This window comes from Mycobacterium sp. 134 (genome assembly GCF_048282715.1).
Taxonomy (GTDB): domain Bacteria; phylum Actinomycetota; class Actinomycetes; order Mycobacteriales; family Mycobacteriaceae; genus Mycobacterium; species Mycobacterium septicum.
This window is the reverse complement of sequence record NZ_JBLVUN010000008.1, coordinates 4577778-4602654: the sequence shown is the minus strand read 5'-3', so window position 1 is coordinate 4602654 and position 24877 is coordinate 4577778. Positions and strand designations below refer to the sequence as shown.

At 64.6% G+C, this 24877-nt stretch carries 23 protein-coding genes; 15 read left to right on the top strand and 8 right to left on the bottom strand.

All coding sequences use genetic code 11. The annotated features are described in order from the left end of the window. Position 1 precedes the first annotated feature (1 nt). On the bottom strand, positions 2 to 751 hold the full coding sequence (locus ACNQVK_RS26660) for a TetR family transcriptional regulator (protein ID WP_418031924.1): 750 nt from the start codon (positions 749 to 751) through the stop codon (positions 2 to 4). 333 nt (positions 752 to 1084) lie between these two features. Here ACNQVK_RS26660 and ACNQVK_RS26655 point away from each other — a divergent pair, with 333 nt between their 5' ends. Beyond that, positions 1085 to 1954 (top strand): FAD-binding protein, encoded by an 870-nt coding sequence (locus ACNQVK_RS26655; RefSeq protein ID WP_418031923.1) that lies wholly within the window; start codon positions 1085 to 1087, stop codon positions 1952 to 1954. On the opposite strand, the gene ACNQVK_RS26650 is transcribed toward ACNQVK_RS26655, so the two are convergent. The 3 genes from ACNQVK_RS26650 to ACNQVK_RS26640 all read right to left on the bottom strand — a co-directional run bounded on the left by ACNQVK_RS26650 (position 1934) and on the right by ACNQVK_RS26640 (position 6782). Next, positions 1934 to 3733, bottom strand: a complete 1800-nt coding sequence (locus tag ACNQVK_RS26650; protein ID WP_418034352.1) for a putative bifunctional diguanylate cyclase/phosphodiesterase — start codon at positions 3731 to 3733, stop codon at positions 1934 to 1936. The two genes, ACNQVK_RS26655 and ACNQVK_RS26650, sit on opposite strands and share 21 nt — an antisense overlap. Before the next feature lie 80 nt (positions 3734 to 3813). Beyond that, entirely contained in the window at positions 3814 to 6018 is a 2205-nt protein-coding gene (locus tag ACNQVK_RS26645; protein ID WP_418031922.1) for an Rv1355c family protein, read from the bottom strand. Positions 6019 to 6026: 8 nt separating this feature from the next. Continuing rightward, positions 6027 to 6782 (bottom strand): hypothetical protein, encoded by a 756-nt coding sequence (locus ACNQVK_RS26640; protein WP_418031921.1) that lies wholly within the window; start codon positions 6780 to 6782, stop codon positions 6027 to 6029. 442 nt (positions 6783 to 7224) lie between these two features. Here ACNQVK_RS26640 and purU point away from each other — a divergent pair, with 442 nt between their 5' ends. The 4 genes from purU to ACNQVK_RS26620 all read left to right on the top strand — a co-directional run bounded on the left by purU (position 7225) and on the right by ACNQVK_RS26620 (position 11021). Further along, positions 7225 to 8133, top strand: a complete 909-nt coding sequence (gene purU, locus ACNQVK_RS26635; RefSeq protein WP_418031920.1) for a formyltetrahydrofolate deformylase — start codon at positions 7225 to 7227, stop codon at positions 8131 to 8133. Positions 8134 to 8155: 22 nt separating this feature from the next. Next, the gene (locus tag ACNQVK_RS26630; protein WP_418031919.1) at positions 8156 to 8608 is read left to right on the top strand and encodes a MaoC family dehydratase; all 453 of its coding nucleotides are present in this window, start codon (positions 8156 to 8158) and stop codon (positions 8606 to 8608) included. Positions 8609 to 8757: 149 nt separating this feature from the next. Then, positions 8758 to 10110 carry a flavin-containing monooxygenase gene (locus ACNQVK_RS26625; protein ID WP_418031918.1) on the top strand — a complete coding sequence of 451 codons (1353 nt, stop codon included), beginning with the start codon at positions 8758 to 8760 and terminating at the stop codon, positions 10108 to 10110. Next, entirely contained in the window at positions 10107 to 11021 is a 915-nt protein-coding gene (locus ACNQVK_RS26620) for an alpha/beta hydrolase (RefSeq protein ID WP_418031917.1), read from the top strand. Before ACNQVK_RS26625 ends, ACNQVK_RS26620 begins: the two co-directional genes overlap by 4 nt. Before the next feature lie 8 nt (positions 11022 to 11029). On the opposite strand, the gene ACNQVK_RS26615 is transcribed toward ACNQVK_RS26620, so the two are convergent. Then, positions 11030 to 11842 (bottom strand): SDR family NAD(P)-dependent oxidoreductase, encoded by an 813-nt coding sequence (locus ACNQVK_RS26615; protein ID WP_418031916.1) that lies wholly within the window; start codon positions 11840 to 11842, stop codon positions 11030 to 11032. A 44-nt stretch (positions 11843 to 11886) separates the two neighbouring features. Here ACNQVK_RS26615 and ACNQVK_RS26610 point away from each other — a divergent pair, with 44 nt between their 5' ends. From ACNQVK_RS26610 to ACNQVK_RS26600, 3 genes are all read left to right on the top strand, one after another. Then, positions 11887 to 12495: a carboxymuconolactone decarboxylase family protein gene (locus ACNQVK_RS26610; RefSeq protein ID WP_418031915.1), complete on the top strand. Its 609-nt coding sequence runs from the start codon at positions 11887 to 11889 to the stop codon at positions 12493 to 12495. Positions 12496 to 12580: 85 nt separating this feature from the next. Beyond that, the gene (locus ACNQVK_RS26605) at positions 12581 to 14182 is read left to right on the top strand and encodes a GMC family oxidoreductase (RefSeq protein WP_418031914.1); all 1602 of its coding nucleotides are present in this window, start codon (positions 12581 to 12583) and stop codon (positions 14180 to 14182) included. A 69-nt stretch (positions 14183 to 14251) separates the two neighbouring features. Continuing rightward, complete coding sequence (locus ACNQVK_RS26600; protein ID WP_418031913.1) at positions 14252 to 15022, top strand: SDR family NAD(P)-dependent oxidoreductase; 771 nt, start codon at positions 14252 to 14254, stop codon at positions 15020 to 15022. A 60-nt stretch (positions 15023 to 15082) separates the two neighbouring features. On the opposite strand, the gene ACNQVK_RS26595 is transcribed toward ACNQVK_RS26600, so the two are convergent. Together ACNQVK_RS26595 and ACNQVK_RS26590 are read right to left on the bottom strand one after the other, a co-directional pair. Then, positions 15083 to 15904 (bottom strand): mycofactocin-coupled SDR family oxidoreductase, encoded by an 822-nt coding sequence (locus ACNQVK_RS26595; RefSeq protein WP_418031912.1) that lies wholly within the window; start codon positions 15902 to 15904, stop codon positions 15083 to 15085. A 1-nt stretch (position 15905) separates the two neighbouring features. Then, on the bottom strand, positions 15906 to 17093 hold the full coding sequence (locus ACNQVK_RS26590; protein WP_418031911.1) for a cytochrome P450: 1188 nt from the start codon (positions 17091 to 17093) through the stop codon (positions 15906 to 15908). Between the two features lie 152 nt (positions 17094 to 17245). Here ACNQVK_RS26590 and ACNQVK_RS26585 point away from each other — a divergent pair, with 152 nt between their 5' ends. Genes ACNQVK_RS26585 through ACNQVK_RS26555 form a run of 7 tightly spaced genes read left to right on the top strand, consistent with a single transcriptional unit; the run spans position 17246 to position 24138 of the window. Continuing rightward, the gene (locus tag ACNQVK_RS26585) at positions 17246 to 18019 is read left to right on the top strand and encodes an SDR family oxidoreductase (RefSeq protein ID WP_418031910.1); all 774 of its coding nucleotides are present in this window, start codon (positions 17246 to 17248) and stop codon (positions 18017 to 18019) included. A 60-nt stretch (positions 18020 to 18079) separates the two neighbouring features. Further along, the gene (locus tag ACNQVK_RS26580; RefSeq protein ID WP_409549279.1) at positions 18080 to 18322 is read left to right on the top strand and encodes a ferredoxin; all 243 of its coding nucleotides are present in this window, start codon (positions 18080 to 18082) and stop codon (positions 18320 to 18322) included. Continuing rightward, positions 18300 to 19700: a cytochrome P450 gene (locus tag ACNQVK_RS26575; RefSeq protein ID WP_418031909.1), complete on the top strand. Its 1401-nt coding sequence runs from the start codon at positions 18300 to 18302 to the stop codon at positions 19698 to 19700. The genes ACNQVK_RS26580 and ACNQVK_RS26575 overlap by 23 nt, the downstream gene beginning before the upstream one ends. A gap of 21 nt (positions 19701 to 19721) precedes the next feature. Continuing rightward, positions 19722 to 20585 carry an SDR family NAD(P)-dependent oxidoreductase gene (locus ACNQVK_RS26570; RefSeq protein ID WP_409549277.1) on the top strand — a complete coding sequence of 288 codons (864 nt, stop codon included), beginning with the start codon at positions 19722 to 19724 and terminating at the stop codon, positions 20583 to 20585. A gap of 10 nt (positions 20586 to 20595) precedes the next feature. Continuing rightward, positions 20596 to 21522 carry a TIGR03564 family F420-dependent LLM class oxidoreductase gene (locus ACNQVK_RS26565; RefSeq protein WP_418034350.1) on the top strand — a complete coding sequence of 309 codons (927 nt, stop codon included), beginning with the start codon at positions 20596 to 20598 and terminating at the stop codon, positions 21520 to 21522. A gap of 21 nt (positions 21523 to 21543) precedes the next feature. Further along, the gene (locus ACNQVK_RS26560; RefSeq protein WP_418031908.1) at positions 21544 to 22920 is read left to right on the top strand and encodes an NtaA/DmoA family FMN-dependent monooxygenase; all 1377 of its coding nucleotides are present in this window, start codon (positions 21544 to 21546) and stop codon (positions 22918 to 22920) included. A gap of 18 nt (positions 22921 to 22938) precedes the next feature. Further along, on the top strand, positions 22939 to 24138 hold the full coding sequence (locus ACNQVK_RS26555) for an acyl-CoA dehydrogenase family protein (RefSeq protein WP_409549274.1): 1200 nt from the start codon (positions 22939 to 22941) through the stop codon (positions 24136 to 24138). On the opposite strand, the gene ACNQVK_RS26550 is transcribed toward ACNQVK_RS26555, so the two are convergent. Beyond that, positions 24130 to 24774, bottom strand: coding sequence for a TetR/AcrR family transcriptional regulator (locus ACNQVK_RS26550; protein ID WP_418031907.1), 645 nt, complete (start codon positions 24772 to 24774; stop codon positions 24130 to 24132). The two genes, ACNQVK_RS26555 and ACNQVK_RS26550, sit on opposite strands and share 9 nt — an antisense overlap. Positions 24775 to 24877 lie beyond the last annotated feature (103 nt).

The window sequence follows — 24877 nt, the reverse complement described above, 5'->3', positions numbered from 1 at the left end:
GTCAGGCTCGCCCGGCGGCCGCGTTGGGTGCGCCGTGCGGTGAGTGGGGGCGCAGGGGGACCACCTTCTTGACGCCGACCGCGGTGCGGCGCCGGATGAACTGCTTGAGGTACGCGAGCCGCTCCGGTTCGACGAACCCGGGGAGCGCCAGTCGCCAGCCGTTCTCGAGCTCGGTGAGGAACCGCGGCGGATCGTCGAGATCACTCGTCTGCCGCACGCCCAGGTAAAGGGACACCAACAACCGGGCGATCGCTTCCGGGTCGCTGTCGGCGGTGAAGTCGCCTTCACCGATGGCGCGTTTGGCGATTCCGGCGAAACCCTGCACCCATTCTCCGAGTACCCGCGGCCCCAGGCCGTCGGTCCGGCCGATCGATTCGACCAGGTTCAGGGCTGCCCGCGCCATCGGGTCCCCGATGTCTTCGGCTGCCACCAGGCAGGAGAGATCGATCAACGTCTCCGCTCCCGACAGGTTGCGGGCCAGGACGTCCTCGACGGCCTTGTTGGCCCGCGCGGTGCGATGCTCGACGATCGAGACCGCCAGCGCGTGCTTGGACCGGAAGTGGAAGTACAGCGCACCCTTCGTGACGGCGGCGTCGGCGAGGATGTCGTCGAGGCTGACCAGGCTGTACGGCGTGTGGGCGAACTGCCGCGCTGCCGCCTGCAGGATCTGGAGGCGGGTCAGCTCTGCTCGCCGGTCGAGCTGCTCAGTCACCTCGGGGCCTTCCTGACTCTGATCGGCCGGCGGTCCCATCTGATTTCACCGTCGCCACCAGCAGACTCAAAGTCTTCACCGTACGTGCATAACATTCTAAAGGTATGTATCGTGCTTAGCGTGATAACTCTTGGTTCGTCGCGGGTTGCCCGCCCGGTAGTGGCGCACGCCACGGCCGCGGGCGCAGTGGCGAGCGCCACCATTTGGCGGTCGGCAGTAGCCAAGGGCTATCCTGGAAGCGTTGTCATGGCCTGCACCGGCAATCCCCCTCGAATCCCGGTGCGGGCCATGGCGACCTCAATTTCTGGTTCCTACCAAAGTGATTCGATCTTGATGATGCGCCCTGTGGTTCAGTCGGAGTGTCGCTAGCCGATGTGGGATGACGAAGTCGACGTCGTTTGCTGTGGCTCGGGCTTCGGTGCGTTGGCCGCGGCTGTCGCGGCAGCGGATGCCGGGCTCGACGTGCACATCGTCCGCCCAGCGGCCGCGGGCAACGGCTCGGTGACGGCGGGTGCGGAAACGCCGTGGCTGGGCGCGGGCATCCAGGATCCCGAGACCCGCGACTACCTCGATGAGTTGTCGGCGGACTTGAAGCCGGTCGACGACGCCGAATACGACACCGCTCTGGCGGTTCGGACGGTCACCGACTGGACCCCGGTCACCGGACGCGGCCGCATCGCTCCGTTCTACGGCGCCCGGCTGCAGGACTGGGCGCAATCCTGCCTGACGTCTCCCTACGGCGTGCTCTACACCCGGTTGGCCGATCGGGGCACGACCTCGATGAAGACCCGCACCGGCGAGGAGATCCAGGTCAAGGTGCTCGGGACGCTGGAAGTCGAGAGTGAGTCCGGCGCCGCGTCGGTGCTGGGCGACTGGCTGTCGGCGCAGGCGCTCCACCGCCAGATCCACACCCTGGACAACAGCACGCTGCGACGCATCGTGTTCGAGGAGGGCGAGGTTCTCGGGGCGGTGTTCGACACCGCCGACGGTCCGCTGGCACTGCGGGCCCGCCACGGCGTGGCCCTGTCGACCGAACCCCGCGTCGACGGCTCGGCGACCGGTGAACTCATCGAGCCCGGTAAACCATTGCAGGTGGGCCTGGTCGGTTACAGCGCCAGCCGATTCGGTCGCGTGGAATTGCTGGCCCACGAGCCCGACACCGCACGATCGGACTACTGCCGGTCGGGAGGAGTGCACGACTCACCGCGTGAGTCGTACCGATCACGTGCGCGGCGCGGCTGAGAAGTGCACCGGTACCCGCCCTTTGGCCAGTAGCGCGGCCATCTCGTGGCCGAGGATCGGCTTGGACAGCAAGAAGCCCTGTGCTCGGTAACAGCCGTGTCGCAGCAGCGTGAGCGCGGCCCGTTCGGTCTCCACCCCTTCGGCTACCAGCTGTAGGCCGAAGGCGCCCGCCAGGGCGATCACCGCGCGCACGATCGGCAGGTCGCCCGGGTCGGATCCGAGTCCCGCGACAAAGCTGCGGTCGATCTTGAGGGTGTCCACCGGGAGTGATTTCAACAGCGACAGCGCGCTGTAGCCGGTGCCGAAGTCGTCGATGGCCACCTGCACGCCCACCTTGTGCAATCCCGTCAACGTCGAGCGAGTGGTTTCGATGTCCTGCACCACGATGCTCTCGGTGATCTCCAGGCACACCGACCCGCGCGGGAGGCGGAACTCCTTCATGACCCCGGCCACCGACGCGACGAAGCCGTCGGTCACCAATTGCACCGGGGACACGTTGATCCGCAGCACGATGTTGCGGCCGACGCCGTTGGCCCGCCAGCGGGCGAACTCGGCACATGCGTTGCGCAGCACCCAGCGGCCCAGTTCGCCTGCCAGGTTGATGGATTCGGCCACGCCGATGAAGGAGTCGGGGGACAGCAGGCCGCGGGTCGGGTGCTGCCAGCGGACCAGGGCCTCGGCGGCGAGCACCTCACCGGTGCGCATGTCGATCTCGGGTAGATAGTGCAGCACCAGTGCGCCGCTCTCGATCACGCTCTGCAGGTGCAGCTCGATGTCGTTGCGGAAGTCGATCTCCATCGCCATCTCGTCGGAGAACACCGCGACCTGGTTGCCCCCGGAGTTCTTCGCGGTCAGCACTGCATGGTCGGCCCGGTTGAGCAGGTCGGAGGTGGAGTCCCGGCCCGGAACGCCTTGCGCCAGACCGATGCTGACGGTACGGGTGAGCATCTCGCCTTCGATGGTCACCCGTTCGCGTAGAACCGACTGGAGTCGGTACGCCAATGCCGTGGCTGCCTCGGCCGTCATCGAGGCCGCGGGGACCACGACGAACTCGTCGCCGCCGAGTCGAGCGATGAGCTTGGGTGAGTCGTCTCCGCGTTGCAACCGTTCGGCCAGGATGCTGATGAAGGCGTCACCGGCCGTATGGCCCAGATAGTCGTTGATCGCCTTCAACCGGTCCAGGTCGAAGAACATCACCGCGACCGGGCCGGGCTGGCCCGCAGCCAGCCGGGCCTCCAGGTGGGCCATGAGCGCCCTGCGGTTGTGCAGCCCGGTGAGGTGGTCGTGGTCGGCGAGGTACCGCAATCGGTCCTCGGCCTCGATGCGGGCCTGCACCTGGGCGAACAGCGAGGCGATCGCCTTGAGCGCGTTGAGTTCGGCGGGTAGCCACTCGCGATCGCCGAACTTGACGAACCCCAGGACGCCGGTGGTGACGTCCCCGGACAACAACGGCACACATGCCATCGAGGTGCTGGCGATGTGGCGTCCCGCCTCGATCGTGCGCTGGTAGTCGTCGGTGGCCGGCTCCGGGCGGAACACCGCCGGTTCCTTGAGGTGCTCGGCCATCGCGAACACCGGGTCGGCATCGGCGAAGTGGATGACCGCGATCGGGTCGGTCAGGGTGTCCGATGGGCGCGGCGGCCACTCGGCCACCAGCCGGGTCGCGTGCGTCTCGTGATCGTTGTGACGCAGGAAGCTCACGTCGACATCGAAGAACGAGACCAGCTCGGCCAGCACCTGCTGGCTCACAGTGACCGACGTCGCGGCGTCGACCGCCATCAGTTGCGTGGCAACCGATGTGACGAGCAGTTCGAGGCTGCCTGGCACCAGATACCTCCGCGTATGGCTCGGCACGTGACTCAGCTGTACTGCGGCGTCGAACCCGTGTGGGCTCTGCGCCGGCTGCGTACGGTCGGACGCGGTGCGTAGGACAACCTGAGCACCAGAGCCTGTGACTCGTCGCGCTCGGTGCCGGTCAACCTGCGAAAAGCGTACTGCAGGTCGTGCAGCGCCTCGGCGTGACCAGGCGAGAGTGCACTGCGGTCCTGGTCATCGTGGGCGTAGAGAAACGCCGGTGACACGGGCTGAACCGCCAGCCCACAGCGCTGGGCGCCGACCCAGACGGCCTCGACCGCCGACCCCGCCAGGGCGTAGTCGGTCAGCCTGCGGCCCCGTACCGAGACGACTGCCAGCGCGGAGCTCGAGGTGACCCGTTCATAGGTGTCGTCGCCGAGCGCAGAGCCGGCGTCCCAGTCCGACAACTTCGCCATCACCTCCGGCCTGCGCAGGATGTCGAGCACCACCATGTCGGCCGGGTCCAACCCGAGCGTCGTCACGTCGATGCCGGTATCGGGATCGGGGTCACCGGCCCAGCGCAGCTCCGACATCATCTCCCGGTGCAGAGTCGGGGTGAGGTAGCGGATCCGGTCCGCCTCGGCGAGCAGGCGCGCGGCGGTTTCGATGTCGGCCGGATCGTCGAGGACCGTCAGTTCGGCACCTTCGTCGCGGGCGGCGGCCCGCAGTCCGTGGAGCACCTCGGTGGCGATCGGCGCCGAGGTGCCCCGGAGCCGGTTGGTCTCTCGGGCCAGCATCGGTTCATAGAGCTCAGCCAACTCGGGTGCGTTGCCGGGGGAGAACTCCGCGATCCCGTAGAGGGGCGTGCCCTCGTCGCCGCGGGACCACTGCACGTGCCCGGTCATGCCGTGCGCGGCCGCGGCCACCCGAGCATTGAACGCGGCCGCCCCCAGCGCCACCGCGCTGCCGCGGTACCCGACATCCATCGCCGAGGTGTACTTCGTGGCCAACCGGAGGTTGATCCGGTCGTCGGTCGCCTCGATGTGCCACGGTTGGACATTGCCGCCCGAGGGTGCGCGCGTCGCGGCATCGGCGAGGATGTCTGCCAACCCGCCCGATTCGGCCCGGGCGTCCGCCGGACGGGGCGCGGATGCGGATGCGGGTGCGGGCGCGGACCCGCTGACCAGCGGGTCTCCGATGCGGTCGAGCGCGTCGGCCACGTCGACCCGAACCCGCCCCGACGGCATCGGCTCACCCAGGCCGATGCGCCGCACGGCATTGGCGATGACGGTGGCCCCGAGTACGACCTCGGCGGCGAGTTGGGGCCAGGTGCTCAGTGTCTTGCCCACCTCGACGAGTGAGGCCGCCATCCGGGGTGACAGCTGGGGTGCGTCGAGAATGCGCAGCACGTGGGGCACCTTGTCCTTGCTGCTGAGCCCGGCCAGATCGCGCGCGGCGATGTCGCCGAGCAGACCGTGCAGGATCGGCCGCGCGGGTTCCAGGTCGAACCGCTCGACATCGAGCAGACCGCGGTCGCCCGTTGTCATCAGCACCGGCAGCCGTCGGGCCCGGGCAGCTTCGCGGACAAGCACTTTCGCGTCCAGTGAGTCGCATTCCTCGACGACGATGTCGAGTCCGTCCAGGAACTGGTCGATGGACTCGGACACCGCACCGTCGCGGTCGATCCGCACCGTGATGTACGGGTCGATCTCGGCGATCCGGCGTGCGGCCACCACGGCCTTGTTCAAGCCCAGGTCGAACACGGTGCCGGGGACCCGGTTCAGATTCGCCAACTCGAGTTCGTCGAAATCGGTCAGGCGGATCTCGCCGCACAGTCCCTCGGTGGCCAGGTTGTAGGCGATGGCGTGTCCGACGCTGAGGCCGATGACACCGATCGTCAGGCTCGACAGTCGTCGTTGTTCATCGGCGGTGATGAGGTTGCGGTTGCGATCCAGGCGCAGCCGGTTGAACGCGGCCGGGCCCAGGATGTGGACCAGGCACCGACGCCACGGGTAGTACGCCCACCGCGTCGGTTCGTCGAGCATTTCCTGGTCGACCGCGGGGACGAGCGTGCGTAGTGCGGCCTGCTGTTCGCGACATTCATCGATGACGGTGATGCGCGGGTCGCGGCGCAGCTGGTCGACGGTGTTCTCTGAATGTCCGTCGTCTTCGATGAAGATGACTCGATATTGGTCGGGATCGTTGAGTTCGTTCAATTCGGAATTCTCAATGCTTGCGTAGGGGTGTTCCTGGGTGTTTTCGGAGATCATCTCGCGGATCATCCTCCCGCCGCGGTCCGGGTATGGGCGTCGAAGCCGACGGCACGGGGGTGAGGAGCGATTCGCTGGGCCTCGGCGAAGTATCGCGAGAGCTGTCCCGCGTCGGCATGGTTGGCGAATGTTCTGCTATCCCACCACATCATCTTCGTCTGGTACCGCTCGTCCGGATAGGGCGTCGCCGGGATTTTCGAAGCCAGCACCCCACCCGATGACAGCCAGCGTTTGAGTACATAGGCCGCCGCGGTGGCCATGGCAAACTGAATGTCCAACAGTGTCATGGCATGCAGCGGCATACGCGCCAGCGTATCGGTGAGTGCCCGGCTCTGCTCTGGGTCATCGCACACCCATGCGGTCTTCATCTCGACCACTCCGAACGGCAGACGGTCGGCGATCATCTTGCGCACCGAGTCGAGCGCGGGCTGTCCGCTCCATTCCACGATTGCGTGGCTGTCCTCGACGCTCTGGTGCGGGCCCTTGGCCCGCAGACCGCCGACGACGTCGCCGGCGCTGTTGATCCCGACGCAGAACAGCGCCGTATCCTCGCCGGTCCGTAGGGTTTTCGGATCCAGCGCTCGCTGCACCCCGTGTTTGCGGTAGTTGGACTGTGCCCCACGGACGTACTCGGTCCACAGTTCGCGCTCCGCGTCCGGTCGAGCCACCACGATCGTGCACTCGCTGTCGGGGTCCCACCAGCTTGGGCTTTCGTCCAATGTCACGCAGTGGTTGCCGGCGGCATCGAGTTGGGGAGCGGTCATCTGGAATCCATTTCGTCGGTCAGCCGTGCCTTCCGACTGGGACGGCTGATTTTGGCGCGCAGCACGGTTGTGCGAATACGTGTGATGAGTATCGCGCCGCTCCGTATGGGAATTCCAGCGAGCGGAGAAATCTTGTCCAGGCGCGTGGTGAATTCCGCGCCGACGTCCCCGATTTACTCACCAGTACATGCAATTTTGGCAAATTCTGTATTCGCCATTCATGCCGTATAAGTGGGTTGAACTCAGATATGGCAAAAATCAAGAATTGACGTCGATGTCGAATGGGAGGTGGCCGGGGCTGCGGGAAAGCTTTTGCTGTGGCGGTGCTCAGCCAGCCCATCGCCGATAGCACGCCACGGTGAATGGCGCCCGGCTTCGCGTCGGCCCGGCCCTTTCGGATCGGTGATGCGTTGGAGGGTTGTGTGTCGGCCGGGCGGCTCGGATGAGATTCTGTTCGGTGATGACAGAGGAGTACCCGAAAGCAACCGCCCTGCCGGCCCAGGATGTCGGCAGGTTGCTGCTGCGTTGCGCGGACCGGCCCGGCCTGGTTGCGGCGATCAGCGGCTTTCTCACCGGCGCGGGCGCCAACATCGTGTCGCTGGATCAGCACTCCACCGAGCAGTCCGGTGGCACCTTCATCCAGCGCACGATCTTCCACCTACCGGGGCTGGCCGCGGTGCGCGACGAACTCGAGCGCGATTTCCGGCGGCAGGTGGCCGAACCGTTCGAGATGGACTTCCGTCTGACGGAGGCCTCCAAACCCAAGCGGGTGGCGCTGATGGCATCCCGTGAAGACCATTGCCTGCTGGATCTGTTGTGGCGCAACCGGCGCGGCGAACTCGACATGTCCGTGGTCATGGTCATCTCGAACCATCCCGACCTTGCCGAGCAGGTGCGCGCGTTCGGTGTTCCGTTCCTCTACGTTCCCGCGACCCGGGAGAACCGGGCCGAGGCCGAGCAGCGGCTCCTGGAGTTGTTGCGGGGCAACGTCGATCTGGTGGTGCTGGCCCGGTACATGCAGATCCTGACCCCCGATTTCCTCGAAGCCGTGGGCTGCCCGTTGATCAACATCCATCATTCGTTCCGGCCGGCGTTCATCGGCGCGGCGCCGTACCGCAGGGCCAAGGAACGCGGGGTCAAGTTGGTCGGCGCGACAGCGCATTACGTGACCGGCGACCTCGACGAGGGCCCGATCATCGAGCAGGACGTGGTCCGCGTGGATCACCGCCACTCGGTCGGTGACCTGGTGCGCCTGGGTGCGGATGTCGAACGGCTGGTGCTGTCGCGTGCAGTGCTGTGGCACTGTGAGGACCGCGTAATCCGGTTCGGGAATCAGACCGTAGTCTTCTGACCACGGTTCGAGAGGAGTGAGCGTGAAAATCTTCAATGGTCTTGACGAGTTCGTGGCCGCGAAGGGCAGCGAGCTGGGCCCCACCGAGTGGCTGGAGATCACCCAGGAACGGGTGAATCTGTTCGCCGACGCCACCGACGACCATCAGTGGATCCACGTTGACCCCGAGAAGGCCGCCGGTGGCCCCTTCGGCGGGACCATCGCGCATGGTCTGCTGACGCTGTCACTCTTGCCGCATTTCACTCATCAGCTGTATCGAGTCGACAACATCGCGATGGCGATCAACTACGGCTACAACAAGGTTCGGTTCATCACGCCGGTGCGGGTCGGTTCCAAGGTGCGGGCGAGCGCGGCGATCGCCGATGTCGCCCAGCTCGAGGGAGCGGTGCAGGCGACCATGACCGTCACCGTCGAGATCGAGGGCTCGGACAAGCCCGCCGCGGTCGCCGAGTCGATCGTCCGTTTCATCGGCTGATCTCAGGCCGGCTTTCCGGCGCACTTTCCGACGAGCAGTCTCCCGATACGGGGGACTGCTCGCGGCATTTCTGACACTTGTCAGAATTCATTGACGTCCGTCAAAGTCCGCTGTTAGTGTTCGGCATCACAACGTGAAGGAGCACTGTGTTGCAGCGTTCACTGCCGCGGACCGCGATCATCGGCGCGGGCATCAGCGGGCTCACCGCCGGGAAGATGCTCAAGGACTACCGGGTGCCGTACACCACGTTCGAGACGTCGGACCGTATCGGTGGGAACTGGGCCTTCGGCAATCCGAACGGGCACAGCAGCGCGTACCGCTCCCTGCACATCGACACCAGCAAGCATCGGTTGTCGTTCAAGGACTTCCCGATCCCCGAGCACTTCCCGTCGTTCCCGCACCACTCCGACATCAAGTCCTACCTGGACGCCTACGCGAATGCCTTCGGGCTGTTAGACAACATCGAGTTCGGTAACGGCGTCGTGCACGCGGCCCGGATCGACGGTGGCGGATGGGAGATCGAGGATCAGGCCGGTGCCCGCCGCGAGTTCGATCTGCTCGTCGTTGCCAACGGTCATCACTGGGACCCCCGACTGCCGGAGTTTCCCGGGACGTTCACCGGTGAAGAGATCCATTCGCACCACTACATCGACCCGAAGGAACCGCTCGAGCTGACCGGCAAGCGGATCCTGGTGGTGGGTATCGGAAACAGCGCCGCAGACATCACCGTGGAGCTGTCGTCCAAGTCCCTGCAGAACAAGGTCACGCTGTCCACCCGATCGAGCGCCTGGATCGTACCGAAATACATTGCGGGACAACCGGGTGACAAATACTTCCGCACCAACCCGTACGTGCCGTTGTCCTGGCAACGCAAGTTGGTCCAGCTGATCGGCCCGATGCTCGGCACCGATCCCACGATGTACGGGCTACCCGCGCCGAATCACAAGCTCTTCGAAGCGCATCCGACGCAGTCGGTGGAGTTGCCGTTGCGGCTGGGATCGGGCGATGTCATCCCGAAGCCCAACGTGTCCCGCCTGGACGGTGCCACCGTGCATTTCGACGACGGGACCAGTGACGACTTCGACGTGATCGTCTACGCGACGGGCTACAACATCACCTTCCCGTTCTTCGACCACGATGTCGTCGATGCCCCCGACAACCACATCCGGCTCTACAAGCGGATGTTCAAGCCCGGTATGGACGATCTGGTGTTCATGGGTTTCGCACAGGCGATTCCGACGTTGTTCCCGTTCGTGGAATGTCAGTCCAGGCTGTTGGCGGCCTACGCGGTCGGACGCTACGCCCTGCCGCCGGTGGCCGAGATGGAGCGGGTGATCGATGCCGACCAGCAGCTGCACGGCGGACACTGCACAGACCGGCCGCGGCACACCCAGCAGGTGGACTACTTCTATTACGAGCACGACATCCGCACGCGCGAATTGGCCGCCGGGGCCAAACGGGCGGCCGGCCGCGTCGGCGCGACGGCCGGAGTGACGGCATGACCTACACCGAGCTCACGTTCCGTTCAGCCGGTGAGCGGTGCAGCGCCTGGCATTTCGCCGCGGCGGGTGATGGGCTGACCGGGGCGGCGGGACGTCCGGTGGTGGTGATGGCACACGGGTTCGGCGGAACGAAGGACTCCGGCCTGCAGCCGTTCGCGGAGCGGTTCAGCGCGGCCGGCCTGGACGTGGTGGCCTTCGACTATCGCGGCTTCGGCGCCTCCGATGGGCAACCGCGGCAGAGCGTTTCGGTCGAGCGCCAGATGGCGGACTACGGAGCGGCCATCGCTGCCGCCCAACAACTGCCGGGGGTGGATCGCGGCCGGGTGGTGCTGTGGGGATCGTCGTTCTCGGGTAGTCACGTCCTGCGGGTGGCCGCACAGTGCGCCGATGTGGCCGCGGTGATCGGGATGACCCCGCTGACGAGTGGGCTTGCCGCCAGTCGTGCGGCTGTCGTGCACCGCGATGTCGCATCGGCATTGCGCTGGACACTTGCGGGAGTGAAGAGCCGGGTGGCGGTGGCGGCGGGCCGGGCGCCGACGTTGATGCCGTTGGCGGCCAAACCGGGGGAGGCCGGTGCGCTGGCCCTCGACGGTGCATACGACAGCTATCACTCCATCGCCGGGCCGACGTGGCGCAACGAGGTCGATTCGGCCATCGGGATGGAGCTGGTGCAGATCCGCACCGGCGCCGCGGCCAAAGCACTGAAATGTCCTGTGCTGATTCAGATCGCCGACTTCGACCGGTTCGTGCCGGCCAACTCGGTGATGAAGACCGCGGTGCAGGCCCGGGCTCAGGTCCACCACTACCCGTGCGACCATTTCGACGTGTGGCCGGGCCATGACTGGTTCGACACCGCCGCCGCGGACCAGGTGAAGTTCCTGGCCCGGACCTTGGGCGCGGCGGACATGTGAGCGCGGCGTCACCCGAACTGGGTGATGCCGCCGTCGATGGCCAGAGACTGGGCGGTGATGTACGCGGCCTCGCCGCTCAGCATGAAGACCGTGGCATAGGCGATGTCCCAGGCGGTCGCCTGGCGTCCCAGCGGCCAGCGGATCTTTGATCTCCGCTCCACAGAGGCATCGCCGACCCGCCCGAGAGGGGTGTCGACCGGGCCGGGAATCACGTGATTCGCGCGGATGCCGCGGGGCGCACCCTCCAGGGCGACGTGCCGGCACAGCCCGAACAGCGCGGCCTTCGACGAGTCGTACGCGGGAATTCGGGTGCCACCCTTTACTCCCGCCACCGAGCCGATGAACACCAAGGCGCTTCCGTCGTCCAACAGCGGCATTGCCGCCCGGGCGACGAGGAAGTGCGATCGTACGTTGAGCGCGAAGAGGTCGTCCCATAACTCGGGAGATGTGCCCGCCAGTCCCTGCCCCATGCCGAATCCGACATTGGCGACCACACCGTCGAGCCCGCCGAGCTTCTCGTGGGCCTCGTGAACCAGACGTTCGCACGCGGAGGCATCACGCACGTCGGCGACTATCGCAATGCTCTCGCTGCCTTCCTCCGCGCAAAGGTCGGCTGTCGCCTTCGCGGCCGCCTCATCGATATCGACGCACACCACCTGGGCACCCTCACGCGCCGAAAGCACCGAGATGGCTCGGCCGTTGCCGAATGTGACTTCAGGGTCGGTTGACGGTCGTGACCCCGCACCGACGACGACGATCCGGCGGCCCGCGAGCCTGCCGCGGCCCGGTGCGGTGCCTGCTGATTCGGGGCTGAGCGTCATGGTTCGAACGTACCATCCATGCTGTACAGATGTACAGTGTGGCGATGACGCCAGAAGATGGGTCGGGGTGCCACCCGCGGATCACGCCGGTCCCGCCCGCGGAGTGGGATGAAAATGCCGTTGACGCTGTGGCTTCGGCCTTCTCGGCCGAGGCGGTCCGGCACTTTCGGCAGACCGGGGCTGCGCCGAATGTGTTGGCGACGATGGTTCGTCATCCGGCATTGGCCGGGGCGTTCAACAAGTTCGGCAATGTGCTGTTGCGCGAGCCGGCAATCGGTCATCGGGAACGCGAGTTGATGCTTCTCCGGGTGGCTTGGCGGACGCGCGCGCAGTACGAGTGGGTCCATCATGTGCGCCTGGCTGCGCAATATGGGCTCGACGCCGACGACGTGCAAGGCGTGATCGACGGTGCGAGCGACCGCTGGTCGGCGCTTGAGAGCGACCTTGTGGGGGCGGCTGATCAGCTTCTCGACAACTATCGGATCGACGATGAGACCTGGCGTCGCCTCGCCCGGCATCTCGATGAGCGTCAGTTGGTGGAACTGCCGTTCATCGTGGGCGCCTATACCTGCCTGGCGATGGCATTCAACAGCTGGAACCTTCAGGTGGAACACGGTGTTGACGCCAGTGATATCCCGCGGCTGCCGGACTGATCGCGGATTGTGGTGTGCTCGGCCTTCCGGATGTTGTACGGTCGTACAGCGCGCCACACGGTAGGGAAATGGGAAGGGGCACACCATGGCCGGGTACGACTACGTCATCGCCGGAGCGGGATCTGCCGGATGCGTGCTGGCCGATCGCCTCACCGAGGACCCTGGCGTGCGCGTGCTGCTGTTGGAGGCGGGAGGCGGTGACCGCAATCCGCTGTTCATGATCCCCAAGGGGTCCGGCAAGCTGTTCGACAGCCCGAAGCACATGTGGCATTACCGGACGACGCCATTCGGTCCGGGTGGTCAGCCCGAGCAATGGATGCGCGGCAAGGTGATCGGCGGGTCGAGCTCGATCAACGGGATGATCTACAACCGTGGGCATCGCGCCGACTGGGACGGGATCGAGCGGCTGGGCAACAAGGGTTGGGCTTGGGACCAGATGCTGCCCATCTTCAAGAGTTTCGAAGACAATGCGTTCGGGCCTTCCTCGACTCGCGGAACGGGCGGTCCACTCCATGTCTCGGTGCCCCGGGATCCCGATCCGCTGTGTGAGGAGATGGTCGCAGCGGGAGAGGCGCTCGGCCTGACCCGGGTGCGGGACATCAATGAGTCTGACGGCGAACGCATCGGATACGCCACGTCGACCATCAGGAACGGTCGCCGGGTGAGCGCTGCGACAGCATTTCTGAAGCGGGCGCTACGCCGCCCCAACCTCACCGTGCAGACGAACACGATGGTGCGCAAGGTCGTGTTCGAGGGGGGTCGGGCCGTGGGGTTGGAGGTGGCGTGTCGCGGCGCGACCGCGACTGTCCGGGCAACCCGGGAGGTGATCATTGCGCTGGGCAGCCTCAATACCCCTGTGCTGCTGCAGCAGTCGGGGATCGGCCCGCGTGAGGTGCTTGTCGCTGCCGGTGTCGACGTGTACCTGGATCGGGACCAGGTGGGTCGGGGGCTTCGTGAACACCGATGCGCGACCTTGCGGTTCCAGCTCAAGGAAGATCTCGGGTACAACCGCCTGCTGTCCAGTGCTGTAGGCCAGGCGCTGACCGGAGCACGGTACCTTGCAACCAGAAAAGGTCCCTTGGCCGCACCATCTTTCGATATCGTGGGCTTCGCCAAGACGCGCCCCGACATCGAGCGCCCGGACGGTCAGGTGATGCTCGGCCCGTGGACGATACCGCCGTACAACGTCGGCGAGCCGGTGGCCATCGAGCGCCAGGCGGGGGTGTCCTGCTTGGGCATGGTGCTGCGGCCAACCTCTGAGGGTTCCATCGAGATCACCTCCACCGATCCACTCGGCCCACCGCGAATAGATCCGAATTACCTTGGCACGGAATATGACCGCACGACCACGGCAGGCCTGGTCCGCCGGATTCGGGCACTGTTCGAGCAGTCCCCGATCGCCGAACGGATCAGTCATGAGACGTACCCGGGGCCGGCAGTGCAATCCGACGACGAGCTCGTCGAGGCGGTGCTCACCGGTGGCTACTGCGGGTACCACGCTGCCGGCAGCTGCGCCATGGGGCCTGACGATGACGATGTCGTCGATGGCCGACTGCGGGTACGCGGCGTCGAAGGACTTCGCGTAGTGGACTGTTCGATCCTTCCGACAATGGTCGCGGGCAACCTCAACGGACCGATCATGGCGATGGCGTGGCGGGCGGCGGATCTGATCCTGGAGGACCTGTGACCAGGAGAGTGCCTTGACCCCTGCCGACCCGCGCCGAGAGACAGCCTTCCCCGAACCCCGAGGAGTTTCATGACCAGCAGATTCTCACTAGAGGGCCGCGTGGCCGTCATCACGGGAGGCGGCACCGGAATCGGCCGCGGAACCGCACTGGTGCTTGCTGAGCACGGTGCGGACGTGGTGTTGGCGGGACGTCGTCCTGATCCATTGCAGGCCACGTCGAATGAGGTGACAGACCTGGGCCGACGTGCTCTTGCCGTCTCGACCGATGTCACCACCGCGGAGGCCTGCGATGCGCTGATCGGCGAGGCACTCGACAAGTTCGGACGAGTTGACATCCTGATCAACTGTGCCGGAGGCGCAGAGACGAAGTCGATCATGAAGTTCCAGGAAGACGAATTCGAAAAGGTGTTGGCGCTCAACTTCAAGGCCGTATGGCACCTGTCGAAGGCAGCTGCCCGTCCGATGATCGCTCAGGGTAAAGGATCGATCGTCAACATCTCCTCAGGTGCGAGTCTTCTTGCGATGCCGCAAGCGGCGCCATATGGGGCGGCAAAGGCCGCAGTGAACAATCTGACCGGATCGATGGCAGCTGCCTGGGCCAAGAAAGGTGTGCGGGTCAATGCGATCGCCGTCGGTGCGGTGCGGGCTGCGACACTCACAGACGATGCGGCGCGGTACGGCCTCGATCCCGATGCGATCGCGTTGACCAATGGGCTGGGTCGCCTCGGCGAACCTGACGAAATCGGCTATGGCGCCTTGTTCTTCGCATCGGACGCCGCCAGCTTCTGCTCCGGCCAGACGTTGTACATGCACGGGGCGCCGGGGCCCGCTGGAGTGTGAATCCAAAGGAATGAGCCCCGACGGGAGACTGTCGGGGCTCATTCCTTTTGTGGTCTGCAATTACTTGACGGCGAACCCTGCGTCGACCGGCAGCGTCATCCCGGTGACATAACGCGCGGTGTCGCTGATCAGGAACAGCACCGCGTTCGTGACATCGACGGGCTCCACGAACGGGATTGGAAGCAGGTTTCCTGACATTGCGCTGGAGTCGGGGTTCGCTTCGAAGACACGCGCCATGTGCTCATTGAAGATCATGGGTGTCGCGACCCCGGTCGGGTGGATCGAATTGACCCGAATCTGGTGTGGTGCATAGGCATAAGCGGCCGAGCGCATGAGGCCTACGACACCATGCTTGGAGGCTGCGTACGCGAAGGTGGCCGCGCTGCCATCACCGCCTCGGCCGACGAGCCCTTGCATCGAGCTGATGAGGATGATTGCTCCACCCGTCTGCTTGCGGATGATCGAGGGAGCCGTGGTGGCGATGGTGTGCCACACACCGTTCAGATTGGTGTCGACGATATCCCGGTACACCCGGGCGTCCAATGGATCCGGCAGTCCCATACCGACGACGCCGGCATTCGCGACTACGACATCGATGTCACCAAATCGAGCTATACCCGCATCGATTCCAGTTTGAAGGTCGTAAAGATTCCGGACGTCGGCGACCACAGGCTCGATGCGGCCTCCGGCGTCGGTTACCAGGCGGACGGTGTCGGCGAGATCGGCCTTCGAAGCCAGCGGGTATGGGATGGACTCGACATCGGCGCAGCGGTCGATGGCAATGATGTCGAAACCTTCGGCCGCGAGCGCCACCGCGTGACTGCGTCCTTGACCGCGCGCGGCGCCGGTGATGACCGCGACTCGGTTCTTCGGCTCGGTCATATCAGGACACCACCGCCGGCATGCTGTCCCAGCCCCGCACCGTCGAAGTGCGTGACCGATGTGCTCCAGACATGTCGATCTCCCACTCGGGCCACCGTTTGAGCACCTCCTCGAGAGCCACCCGGCCCTCGAGGCGCGCCAGGGGAGACCCGACGCAGAAGTGTGGGCCGCGACCGAACGTCAGATGGCCTCCTGGCTTGCGGTGGATGTCGAACCTGTCTGGGTCCTCGAAGTGCCGTTCGTCGCGATTCGCCGAAGCGAGCATCAGGAGTAGTGGCTTCCCGGCCGGGACAACCTGTCCCTGGAAAGCGACGTCGTCGGTCGTGATGTACCGCGCGACGTGCGGGCCTGGCGGCTCGTAGCGAAGCAGCTCTTCGATGGCAGTCGGGATGAGAGCGCGGTTTTCGGCCAGCTCCTTCCGCTGGTCGGGATGCTCGGCCAACACCTTGCCCATCCATCCGAACAAACGGCCCGTAGTCTCGACGCCCGCGCCGGCGACCACGGCGAGGAATACGATGAGCTCCTGCTTGACCAGTTTGCGGGTAATTCCGTTCTCGTCGACGAACTCCACGTTGAGCAGTTCGGTGATCAAGTCGTCAGAAGGGTTCTTCTCGCGCCATTCGACGTATTCACCGAACATTTCACCGGTGAAGTAGCGGTCTTTCTTGATCTCCATCGGCTTGCCTCGTTCGTTGCGCAAGACCTGATTGGCGTGCTCGCGAACGGCGGGCTGCTCGGAGTCCGGGATACCGGCGAGCATGCCGATGGTGCGCATCGGAAGCTCGGCGCCCAAGTCTTCGACGAAGTCGAATCGGTCCCCACCGACGAGCGGGTCCAGGCAGGCGACGCAGAACGCCCGGATCTTGTCTTCGATGGCGCGCATCTTCTTGGGTGTGAACGCCCGGGACACGATGGCCCGGTGAATCGTGTGGAGTGGCGGATCCTCATTGATGAAGATCCCGGGCGGCATCACCGGATCCGTCATGACGACTTCGAGGATGTCGCCTTTGGCCGAGCTGAGTCGTGCGGTGTCCTTGAGTGCCGCATCCACATCTGAGTAGCGGCTGACACCCCAGAAGTCATGCCGTTCGTTGTAGTAGACCGGGCACTCATCACGCAGCCGCCGGTACGTCGGATAGGGGTCGAGGTCAATGTCGAAGTCCCATGGGTCGTAATACAAATCGGTCAACGTCGGCTCCTCGGCAGGGATTGTTCGTGCACGCGTGACGCGGCTGCTGTACGACTGTATAGGACTCGGCGATCGACCGGCAACCATTTCGATGGGTGCTCACTGTTGTGCGGCGATCCAGTGTCCGCTATACATACGTACAGCAGCATTCGATGCTGGCCACAGACGAGGAGCCGGGTGAGTTGAGTCGAACAGCAGTGGTGACCGGTGGTGGGTCGGGCTTGGGCCGGGCCATCAGCGCCAAACTTGCGGCCGACGGACATCGGGTAGGCGTGATGGATGTCGACGCCGAAGCGGCCGAGAAGGTGGCCGCCGAAGTACGGGCTGCCTGCGGGACTGCCGTAGCGATAGCTGTCGACGTATCGGACGAGGCCGCCGTGATCGACGGATTCAACGTTGTCCGTGACACTTTCGGACCCGCGGAGGTTCTCGTGACCAGTGCCGCAATTGCGGGTTTCACCCGGTTCGACAAGATCACCCTCGATGAGTGGAACCGCTATATGGCGGTCAATCTCACCGGCACGTTCCTGTGCGCCCGCGCAGTCCTCTCCGATATGGTTGCCGCCGGCTGGGGCCGCATCGTGACCATCTCATCGGCGGCCGGTCAGCAGGGCGCTCCCCGCCAGGGGCACTACGCGGCCACCAAGGGCGGGGTCATCGCGATGACCAAGACCATCGCGCTGGATTACGCCCGCAAAGGCATTACGGCCAACACTGTCCCGCCGTTCGTGATCGACTCGCCGATGCTGCGGCAACAACAAGAAGCGGGCAAGCTGCCCCCGACCGAACATCTCACGCAAGCCATCCCTGCGGGGCGTCTCGGAGCCGGAGCTGACGTGGCCGCCGTGTGCTCTTTTTTGTGCTCTGACGGTGCCGGTTACGTGAACGGCCAAGTGATCGGTGTGAACGGCGGGGCGGTCGTGTGACAGCGGTCCATCGAAAACCGCTGGGAATGTCATTGTTCGGCGATCAAGGTGGGAGATAACGTGCGCGTCAAAGTGGATTCTGCACGGTGCCAGGGGCACACGTTGTGTGCAATGATCGCGCCGGAGTCATTCGAACTGGACGACGTGGACGGTCATGCCCGTGCCATCGCCGAAGACGTCCCGGACGAACATCGCGACCAGATGCTGGAAGCAGTCAATTCCTGCCCGGAACAAGCCATCGAAGTCCTGATCGACCAAGTGGTCTCGGCCCGCGCAGCTCATGGCCGGCGAACGGGGAACTGACGTGAGCACGTTGTCCGACAGCGCCGCCGACTCACCGAATCGCGCTGAGCAGCCGCGCTACCACTTCGATCGGCACCGGCCGGACTACCGCGAGAATTTCCTGGACATCAGCCATGAGATGCACCGTGAGTGCCCGATCGCGTGGACGGATACCTATGACGGACATTGGGTCGCTGCGGGGAGCCACGAGGTCTTCGAACTCGCACGGTGCCCACACATTTCGAATGACCACGACGTGCACAACCAACGACGCGGGTACAAAGGCATCTCCATACCGTTGATGGTCGAAGGCGAGAACTTCCGCGGCGGCATGCTGGAGATGGACGACCCCGAACACCGCTTCTATCGCACCGCACTCAACCCATACCTGTCGCCGGCGGCGGTGCGGCGCTGGGAGCCCTTCGTCGATGAGATCGTGCGGGCATGCCTCGATGACCACATCGAAAGCGGCCAGATCGATTTCGTCGACGATCTTGCCAACGTCGTGCCGGCCGTGCTCACCCTGGCCATGCTCGGAGTACGGCTGGACAAGTGGACGCTCTACAACGAGCCTGCGCACGCATCCGTTTACACGCCGCCCGATTCACCTGACGCCCCTCGCGTGCGCGAACTGTACGTGGCCATGGGTGTGGACCTGTTCACGAATCTGGTGGAGATACGGGAACGGCCCCGTCCAGGAATCATCGACGCCTTGGCGAATCTCAGGATCAACGGTGAAGCCCCACCGGACATCGAATTGATCGGCATGCTCAATCTGCTGATCGGCGGAGGTTTCGACACCACGACAGCGCTCACCGCGCATGCCCTGGAGTGGCTCGCCGAGAATCCCGGCGAAAGGACACGTCTCAGCATCAATCGTTCGGAACTGCTGAATCCCGCCACCGAGGAATTTCTTCGCTACTTCACTCCGGCACCCGGTGATGCCCGAACGGTGGCGCAAGACATGAACCTCAGCGGCGCGGTGTTGCAGGAAGGCGAGCGCCTCTGGCTGTCCTGGGCGATGGCCAATCGTGACCCCGCCGTGTTCAGCGATCCCGACGAAGTGATGCTCGACCGAAAAGGCAACCGTCACTTCAGCTTCGGTCTCGGCGTACACCGGTGCATCGGTTCAAACGTGGCGCGGACAGTCTTCAAGTCGATGCTCACCGCTGTGCTCGACCGCATGCCGGATTACCGATGCGATGCAGCGGACACCGTCCACTACGACACCATCGGTGTCATTCAGGGCATGCGTCATCTGCCTGCCACCTTCACGCCGGGGCGACGGCTCGGACCCGGTGTTGACGAGACGGTGGAGAAGCTCCAGGTCATCTGTGATGAGCAGGGCCTGGCCCGGCCTATCACGGAATTCAAAGAGGCAGCGAAGATTTCCGACTGATTCACGTCTGGGAGGGCGAGAATGAACAGCACCCCACCGGTTGTCGTCGTCACGGGAGCCAGTCGAGGCGCCGGCGCGGGGATAGCTCACGCGCTCGGCAGTCACGGCTGCACCGTCTATGTCACTGGCCGCACCCGTGACAGCAGTCCGGAACGACAGGCGGGCACCATCGACGAGACCGCCGCCCGTGTCAGCGCTGCGGGCGGAACCGGGATCGCCGTGGCTGTCGACCACGGCGATGACGATCAGGTCGAGGCGCTGTTCGAGCAGATCGCGCGTGACCACGGCCGGGTCGACATCTTGGTCAACAACGCAGCGATCATCCGCGACGAGATGATGGGGCGCACCAAATTCTGGGAAGAGCCGATCAACGTGATCGACACCTTGGACGTCGGCCTGCGTAGCAGCTACGTCGCCACAGTCCTTGCCGCGCCACTCATGCTGCCGCAACGGAAGGGCCTGGTGGCCTTTTCGTCGTCATCGGGTGCGGTCCACTATGCGTTCGGGCCCGCGTATGGCGTACCGAAGGCGGCCACCGACAAGATGGCGGCCGACATGGCCTTCGATCTGCGCGAGTTCGACATTGCCGCGGTCTCGATCTGGATGGGTTCGCTGTTGACCGACCGGGTCCGTAAGATCATCGCCGGCAATCCCGAAAAGTTCGGCCACATACTGGATTCCGCCGAGTCACCTGAACTGACAGGACACGTGATCTGGGCGCTGTTCAACGATCCCGACTTGATGCAGGTGAGCGGCCAGACGCTGATCGGCGCGGAACTGGCCGTCAAGTACGGCATTGCCGACGAGGATGGTCGTCGACCACGGTCATACCGCGATATGTTCGATGTGCATCCACCCCGCCAGCATGCGCACGTGATGCGCTGAGGGTATGGCGATGCGCATCGGCTTGACCGGCGGCGGTTCCACGGTCGACAAGATCATCGTTCACGCTCAGCAGGCTGAAGCCGATGGGTTCAGTACGCTGTGGTACGCCAGCGCTGTCGCCGGGGATCCCTTGGTGGCCATGGCGATCGCCGGACGTGCCACCTCATCGATAGAACTCGGCACGGCAGTGTTGCAGACCTATCCGTGCCATCCGTTGCTGCAGGCCAACAGGGTTGCGGCGGCCGCGAACGCGATGGGGCGGGCGGGCTTGACACTTGGTATCGGTCCCTCGCACGACGCGGTGGTCCGCGATGTTCTGGGTTTGTCCTATGCGAATGTCGCCGACAACACCGAGGAGTACCTCCGCATCCTCACGGCGCTGTTGGACGGAGAAGACGTCGACTTCGCGGGAGATCACTGGTCGCTGCACGGTGGCGGCCGGATGTCCGAGTTGGACCGCCCGGTGCCCGTGCTACTGGCCGCGATGGGGCCGCGGATGGTGCGGATCGCGGGCCGGTACGCCGACGGCGTGGTGCTGTGGATGGCAGGTGCCAGGGCAATCGAGACCCGCATCGCTCCTGCTCTTTTGGAGACAGCATCGGAAGCCGGACGTCCGGCTCCCCGGATCGTGGCCGGGTTGCCCGTCGCGGTGCACGCCGATGCCGATGAAGCACGCCGGGCTGTCACCGCGACAGCCGATGGCTACGCCGGCATGACCAACTATCAACGGATCATCGACGTGAGTGGGGGATCGTCGGCGGCTGATCTGGCCATCGTGGGAGATGAAGATGCCGTATGCGCCGGCCTGCAGCGTCTTCTCGATGCCGGAGCCACGGACATCTGGGTCCAACCGGTCGCGGTGGGCGCCGACCGAGAAGCCCGGCGGGCCTCGCTTCGCCGAACTCACGAACTCCTGCGCGATCTCGTGCGGGAATGAAATCTCGAAACGAGGATGCAAATGTCGAAACGGATGATCTTCACGCTGCTGCTGATGGACTCGATCGGCCACAATTTCCACGGCAGCTGGCGGCACCCGCGAGCTCGCAACCGGGAGTTCAAGGGCTTCGACCTGTGGGTGGAGCTGGCGAGGAAGGCCGAGGAGGCCAAGGTCGACGCCTTCTTCTTCACCGACGTGATCGGTGTACAGGGCGAGTTCAACGGATCGCGTGACGTGATCTTCGAGATGGCGATGAACGTGCCGATCGGGGACTGCACCATGGTGATCCCGGCGATGGCGCATCAGACCACGGATCTCGGTTTCCTGTACACGAGCTCGGTGATCCAGCATCACCCGTTCGTCTTCGCGCGCGCGGTGTCAACGTTGGACAACCTCACCAACGGCAGGGTCGGCTGGAACATCGTCACTTCGGCGAATGAGAAGGCCTTCCGCAACCTCGGGTTGCCCATCAGCCCCTCCCATGAAGAGCGCTACGCGTGGGCTGCTGAGTATGTCGACGTCGCGTACAAGCTGTGGGAGGGCTCCTGGGACGTCGATGCGATCGTCAACGACCCGGATGCCGGGGTGTACGCGGATCCGACGAAAGTCCACGACATCAACCACGAGGGCAAGCGCTACAGCGTCGAAGGCTTCAACTTGATGGAGCCGTCACCCCAACGCACACCGGTCCTGGCACAGGCCGGCGGGTCACCCGCGGGCCTGGACTTCGCCAGTAGCCATGCCGAGCTCATGTTCCTGTCTGCCATGACTTTGGAAACCATTGCCCTTCAGGTGGATACCGTCCGCAGGCTGGCGCGTGAGCGGGGCCGGCGCGACGGCGACATCCTCTTCCTCCAGGGCATGATGTTCATCATCGGATCGACCGATGAAGAGGCCTACCGTAAGTGGGGTGAGCTGGAGGAGTTCCGGAGCCAGGAAGCCCAAACTGCGTACTTCTCCAGCCTGAGTGGCCTCGACCTGGGGCAGTACGACCCGGCTACCCCGCTGGAAGACATCCTCGACCAGCTTCCGGGCATCCGTGGAGCATTTCTCTCCGTCATCAATGCCTGGCCCGAAGGCACCAAGCCGACGATCAGGGACTTCCTCACCTCGCTGTCACTGCCCCAGATGGTCGTCGGTTCACCGGAAACGATTGCCAAACGTCTTGCCGAGTACCAGAAAGCGGGCGTTGACGGCGTCCAGGTGATGAACGCGCTCATGCCGGAGAGCTACGACGACTTCTTCACCCACCTGGTGCCGGTCCTGCAAGCCGAGGGGCTGATGCAGAAGGAGTATCGACGCGGCACGCTGCGCGAAAAGCTGTTCGACTCGCCCACCGCGGACATCAGTGAACGGCATCCCGCCTACGGCTATCGGGGCATGTTCAGCAATGGATGACCAGCAGGAGGAGGCATAGTGCAGCTCGACTTCGACCCGGCGGTGGAGGCATTCCGAGCCGAATTCGCCGAGTTTCTCGATACACATCTGCCGCAGGCCGCGGTGGCTTCCGTGGAGCGATCATCGTCGAGTGCTCATGTTCCCGAGTGGGCGCGGCGATGGCAGCGCCTGATGTTCGACAACGGTTGGTTGCAGCCCGGATACCCACCCGAATTCGGCGGCCGCAACGCGACTGTCGTCGAGCAGTACGTGTACTTCGAAGAACTGTCCCGCCGCCGGGTCTATCAGACTTTCAACCCCCAAGGGGTGGGGATCATCGCCGCATCACTCATCCATTTCGGAACACCGGAACAGCAGAGTCGTTGGGCGATACCGATTCTGCGCGCGGAGATGACGGCGGCGCTGGGCATGAGCGAGCCTGGGGCCGGATCGGATCTGGCGTCATTGCGTACCCGCGCAGTCCGCGACGGCGACCACTTCGTGGTCAACGGTCAGAAGGTCTGGACCTCCGGTGCGCACGATGCCGACGTGCTGTTCACGCTGGTGCGAACCGATCAGAACGCGCCGAAACACAAGGGCATCAGCGTTCTGCTCATACCAACGGATCTGCCAGGCGTGACCCGCCGGCCGTTCGCCTCAGCCTGCGGCCCCGATGACATCGATTTCAATGAGGTGTTCTTCTCCGATGCGCGGGTGCCCGTCGACAATCTTGTCGGTGAACTCAACGGAGGGTGGCGAGTGGCCAACGGCTCACTCGGCCATGAGCGGACATTGCTGTGGCTGAGCTATGCCGACCGGTTGCAGGAGTTCATCGAGGACTGGAGACCTGCGTCGGACATTGACCGCGACGCCTACGCCACGTTGGTCATGGACGACTGGGCACTGCGCCTGATGGGGTCGGCGGAACTCGCCAGAACCTCGCGGGGAGTGGACGACCCGTCGAGGATGTCGGTGCTGAAACTGATGGGCTCCGAGGCGATTCAGGCGGCAGCCGAGGCCGCTTTCAACAATTCGGGTTCCGATGCGCTGACCGATCCCGTTCAGACCGGGTCATTCTCGCCCTACCACCTCGAGAGCTACACCAGTAGTTGGTTCACGAGATATCTGCGTAGTTTCGGTGCAACGATCGCGGGCGGAACGTCCGAAATTCAACGCAACATCATCGCCCAACGCGCACTCGGAATGCCGCGTGGTCGCACGGCGGATGGCTCAGCGTGAGGTTTGGGTCTTACGTCGGCGCGGCATAGCTTTCTTCTTCGGCGACACCGGCGGCTCGACGAGATCCAGGTAGCGTTCGAACGCTTCAGTGACCTCCGCATGGGCGGTCTTGACGCCGATGCCTTTCTCCAGGTTGAGGAACTTCGGCAGTCCGGAGATGAGTACCTGGAGCGCGGGCAGCGAGAGATCCCCGATCGGGCGGGCGTCCTCGCCGAACTTGGCCATCAGTGCGTCGAGTTGCATCTTGCGCACGTTTTCGGTCACCTTGGCGATCTCGGTGCGGATCGATTTGCGGTGGTTGCCCAGGGCCATGAACTCGGTGATGAGGGCACCGGTGGCCTCATCCCAGCTGTACTCCCATACGGCTCGCAGCGGATCGTCTGCGCGTGACGTGAGTAGCTCGGAGAGGTGAGTGACCCCGCGTTCGGAGTACCGCCGGATCGCGGCGATGAAGATGTCGTCGAGGGTGGGGAAGTAGTACTGCACGAGACTGGGGGTCACCTCGGCTTTTGCGGCCAGAGCGCGGTAGGTGACACTCGCGTAGCCCTCGTTGAGCATCATCCGCTCGACACAATCCAGCAGAGTGTCCCTGGTCTTGGACGTTTCGGCGCCCACCCGTCGCGACGTTGCTGCCATGGTCTCCTCGCTCGGTCGATACAAGCATTTTGACACTCGATTGATGCTGTACGTTCGTATAGTCTAATTTCGGAGTTGTAAACGCATGCGAGCGTGCGTCCCC

What these genes read in the sequence shown, in the direction of transcription:
- ACNQVK_RS26660 (WP_418031924.1), bottom strand. Translation starts at nt 751, where the DNA reads ATGGGACCGCCGGCCGATCAGAGTCAGGAAGGCCCCGAGGTGACTGAG.
- ACNQVK_RS26655 (WP_418031923.1), top strand. Translation starts at nt 1,085, where the DNA reads ATGTGGGATGACGAAGTCGACGTCGTTTGCTGTGGCTCGGGCTTCGGT.
- ACNQVK_RS26650 (WP_418034352.1), bottom strand. Translation starts at nt 3,733, where the DNA reads ATGGCGGTCGACGCCGCGACGTCGGTCACTGTGAGCCAGCAGGTGCTG.
- ACNQVK_RS26645 (WP_418031922.1), bottom strand. Translation starts at nt 6,018, where the DNA reads ATGATCTCCGAAAACACCCAGGAACACCCCTACGCAAGCATTGAGAAT.
- ACNQVK_RS26640 (WP_418031921.1), bottom strand. Translation starts at nt 6,782, where the DNA reads ATGACCGCTCCCCAACTCGATGCCGCCGGCAACCACTGCGTGACATTG.
- purU (WP_418031920.1), top strand. Translation starts at nt 7,225, where the DNA reads ATGAGATTCTGTTCGGTGATGACAGAGGAGTACCCGAAAGCAACCGCC.
- ACNQVK_RS26620 (WP_418031917.1), top strand. Translation starts at nt 10,107, where the DNA reads ATGACCTACACCGAGCTCACGTTCCGTTCAGCCGGTGAGCGGTGCAGC.
- ACNQVK_RS26615 (WP_418031916.1), bottom strand. Translation starts at nt 11,842, where the DNA reads ATGACGCTCAGCCCCGAATCAGCAGGCACCGCACCGGGCCGCGGCAGG.
- ACNQVK_RS26610 (WP_418031915.1), top strand. Translation starts at nt 11,887, where the DNA reads ATGACGCCAGAAGATGGGTCGGGGTGCCACCCGCGGATCACGCCGGTC.
- ACNQVK_RS26605 (WP_418031914.1), top strand. Translation starts at nt 12,581, where the DNA reads ATGGCCGGGTACGACTACGTCATCGCCGGAGCGGGATCTGCCGGATGC.
- ACNQVK_RS26600 (WP_418031913.1), top strand. Translation starts at nt 14,252, where the DNA reads ATGACCAGCAGATTCTCACTAGAGGGCCGCGTGGCCGTCATCACGGGA.
- ACNQVK_RS26595 (WP_418031912.1), bottom strand. Translation starts at nt 15,904, where the DNA reads ATGACCGAGCCGAAGAACCGAGTCGCGGTCATCACCGGCGCCGCGCGC.
- ACNQVK_RS26585 (WP_418031910.1), top strand. Translation starts at nt 17,246, where the DNA reads ATGCTGGCCACAGACGAGGAGCCGGGTGAGTTGAGTCGAACAGCAGTG.
- ACNQVK_RS26575 (WP_418031909.1), top strand. Translation starts at nt 18,300, where the DNA reads ATGGCCGGCGAACGGGGAACTGACGTGAGCACGTTGTCCGACAGCGCC.
- ACNQVK_RS26570 (WP_409549277.1), top strand. Translation starts at nt 19,722, where the DNA reads ATGAACAGCACCCCACCGGTTGTCGTCGTCACGGGAGCCAGTCGAGGC.
- ACNQVK_RS26565 (WP_418034350.1), top strand. Translation starts at nt 20,596, where the DNA reads ATGCGCATCGGCTTGACCGGCGGCGGTTCCACGGTCGACAAGATCATC.
- ACNQVK_RS26560 (WP_418031908.1), top strand. Translation starts at nt 21,544, where the DNA reads ATGTCGAAACGGATGATCTTCACGCTGCTGCTGATGGACTCGATCGGC.
- ACNQVK_RS26550 (WP_418031907.1), bottom strand. Translation starts at nt 24,774, where the DNA reads ATGGCAGCAACGTCGCGACGGGTGGGCGCCGAAACGTCCAAGACCAGG.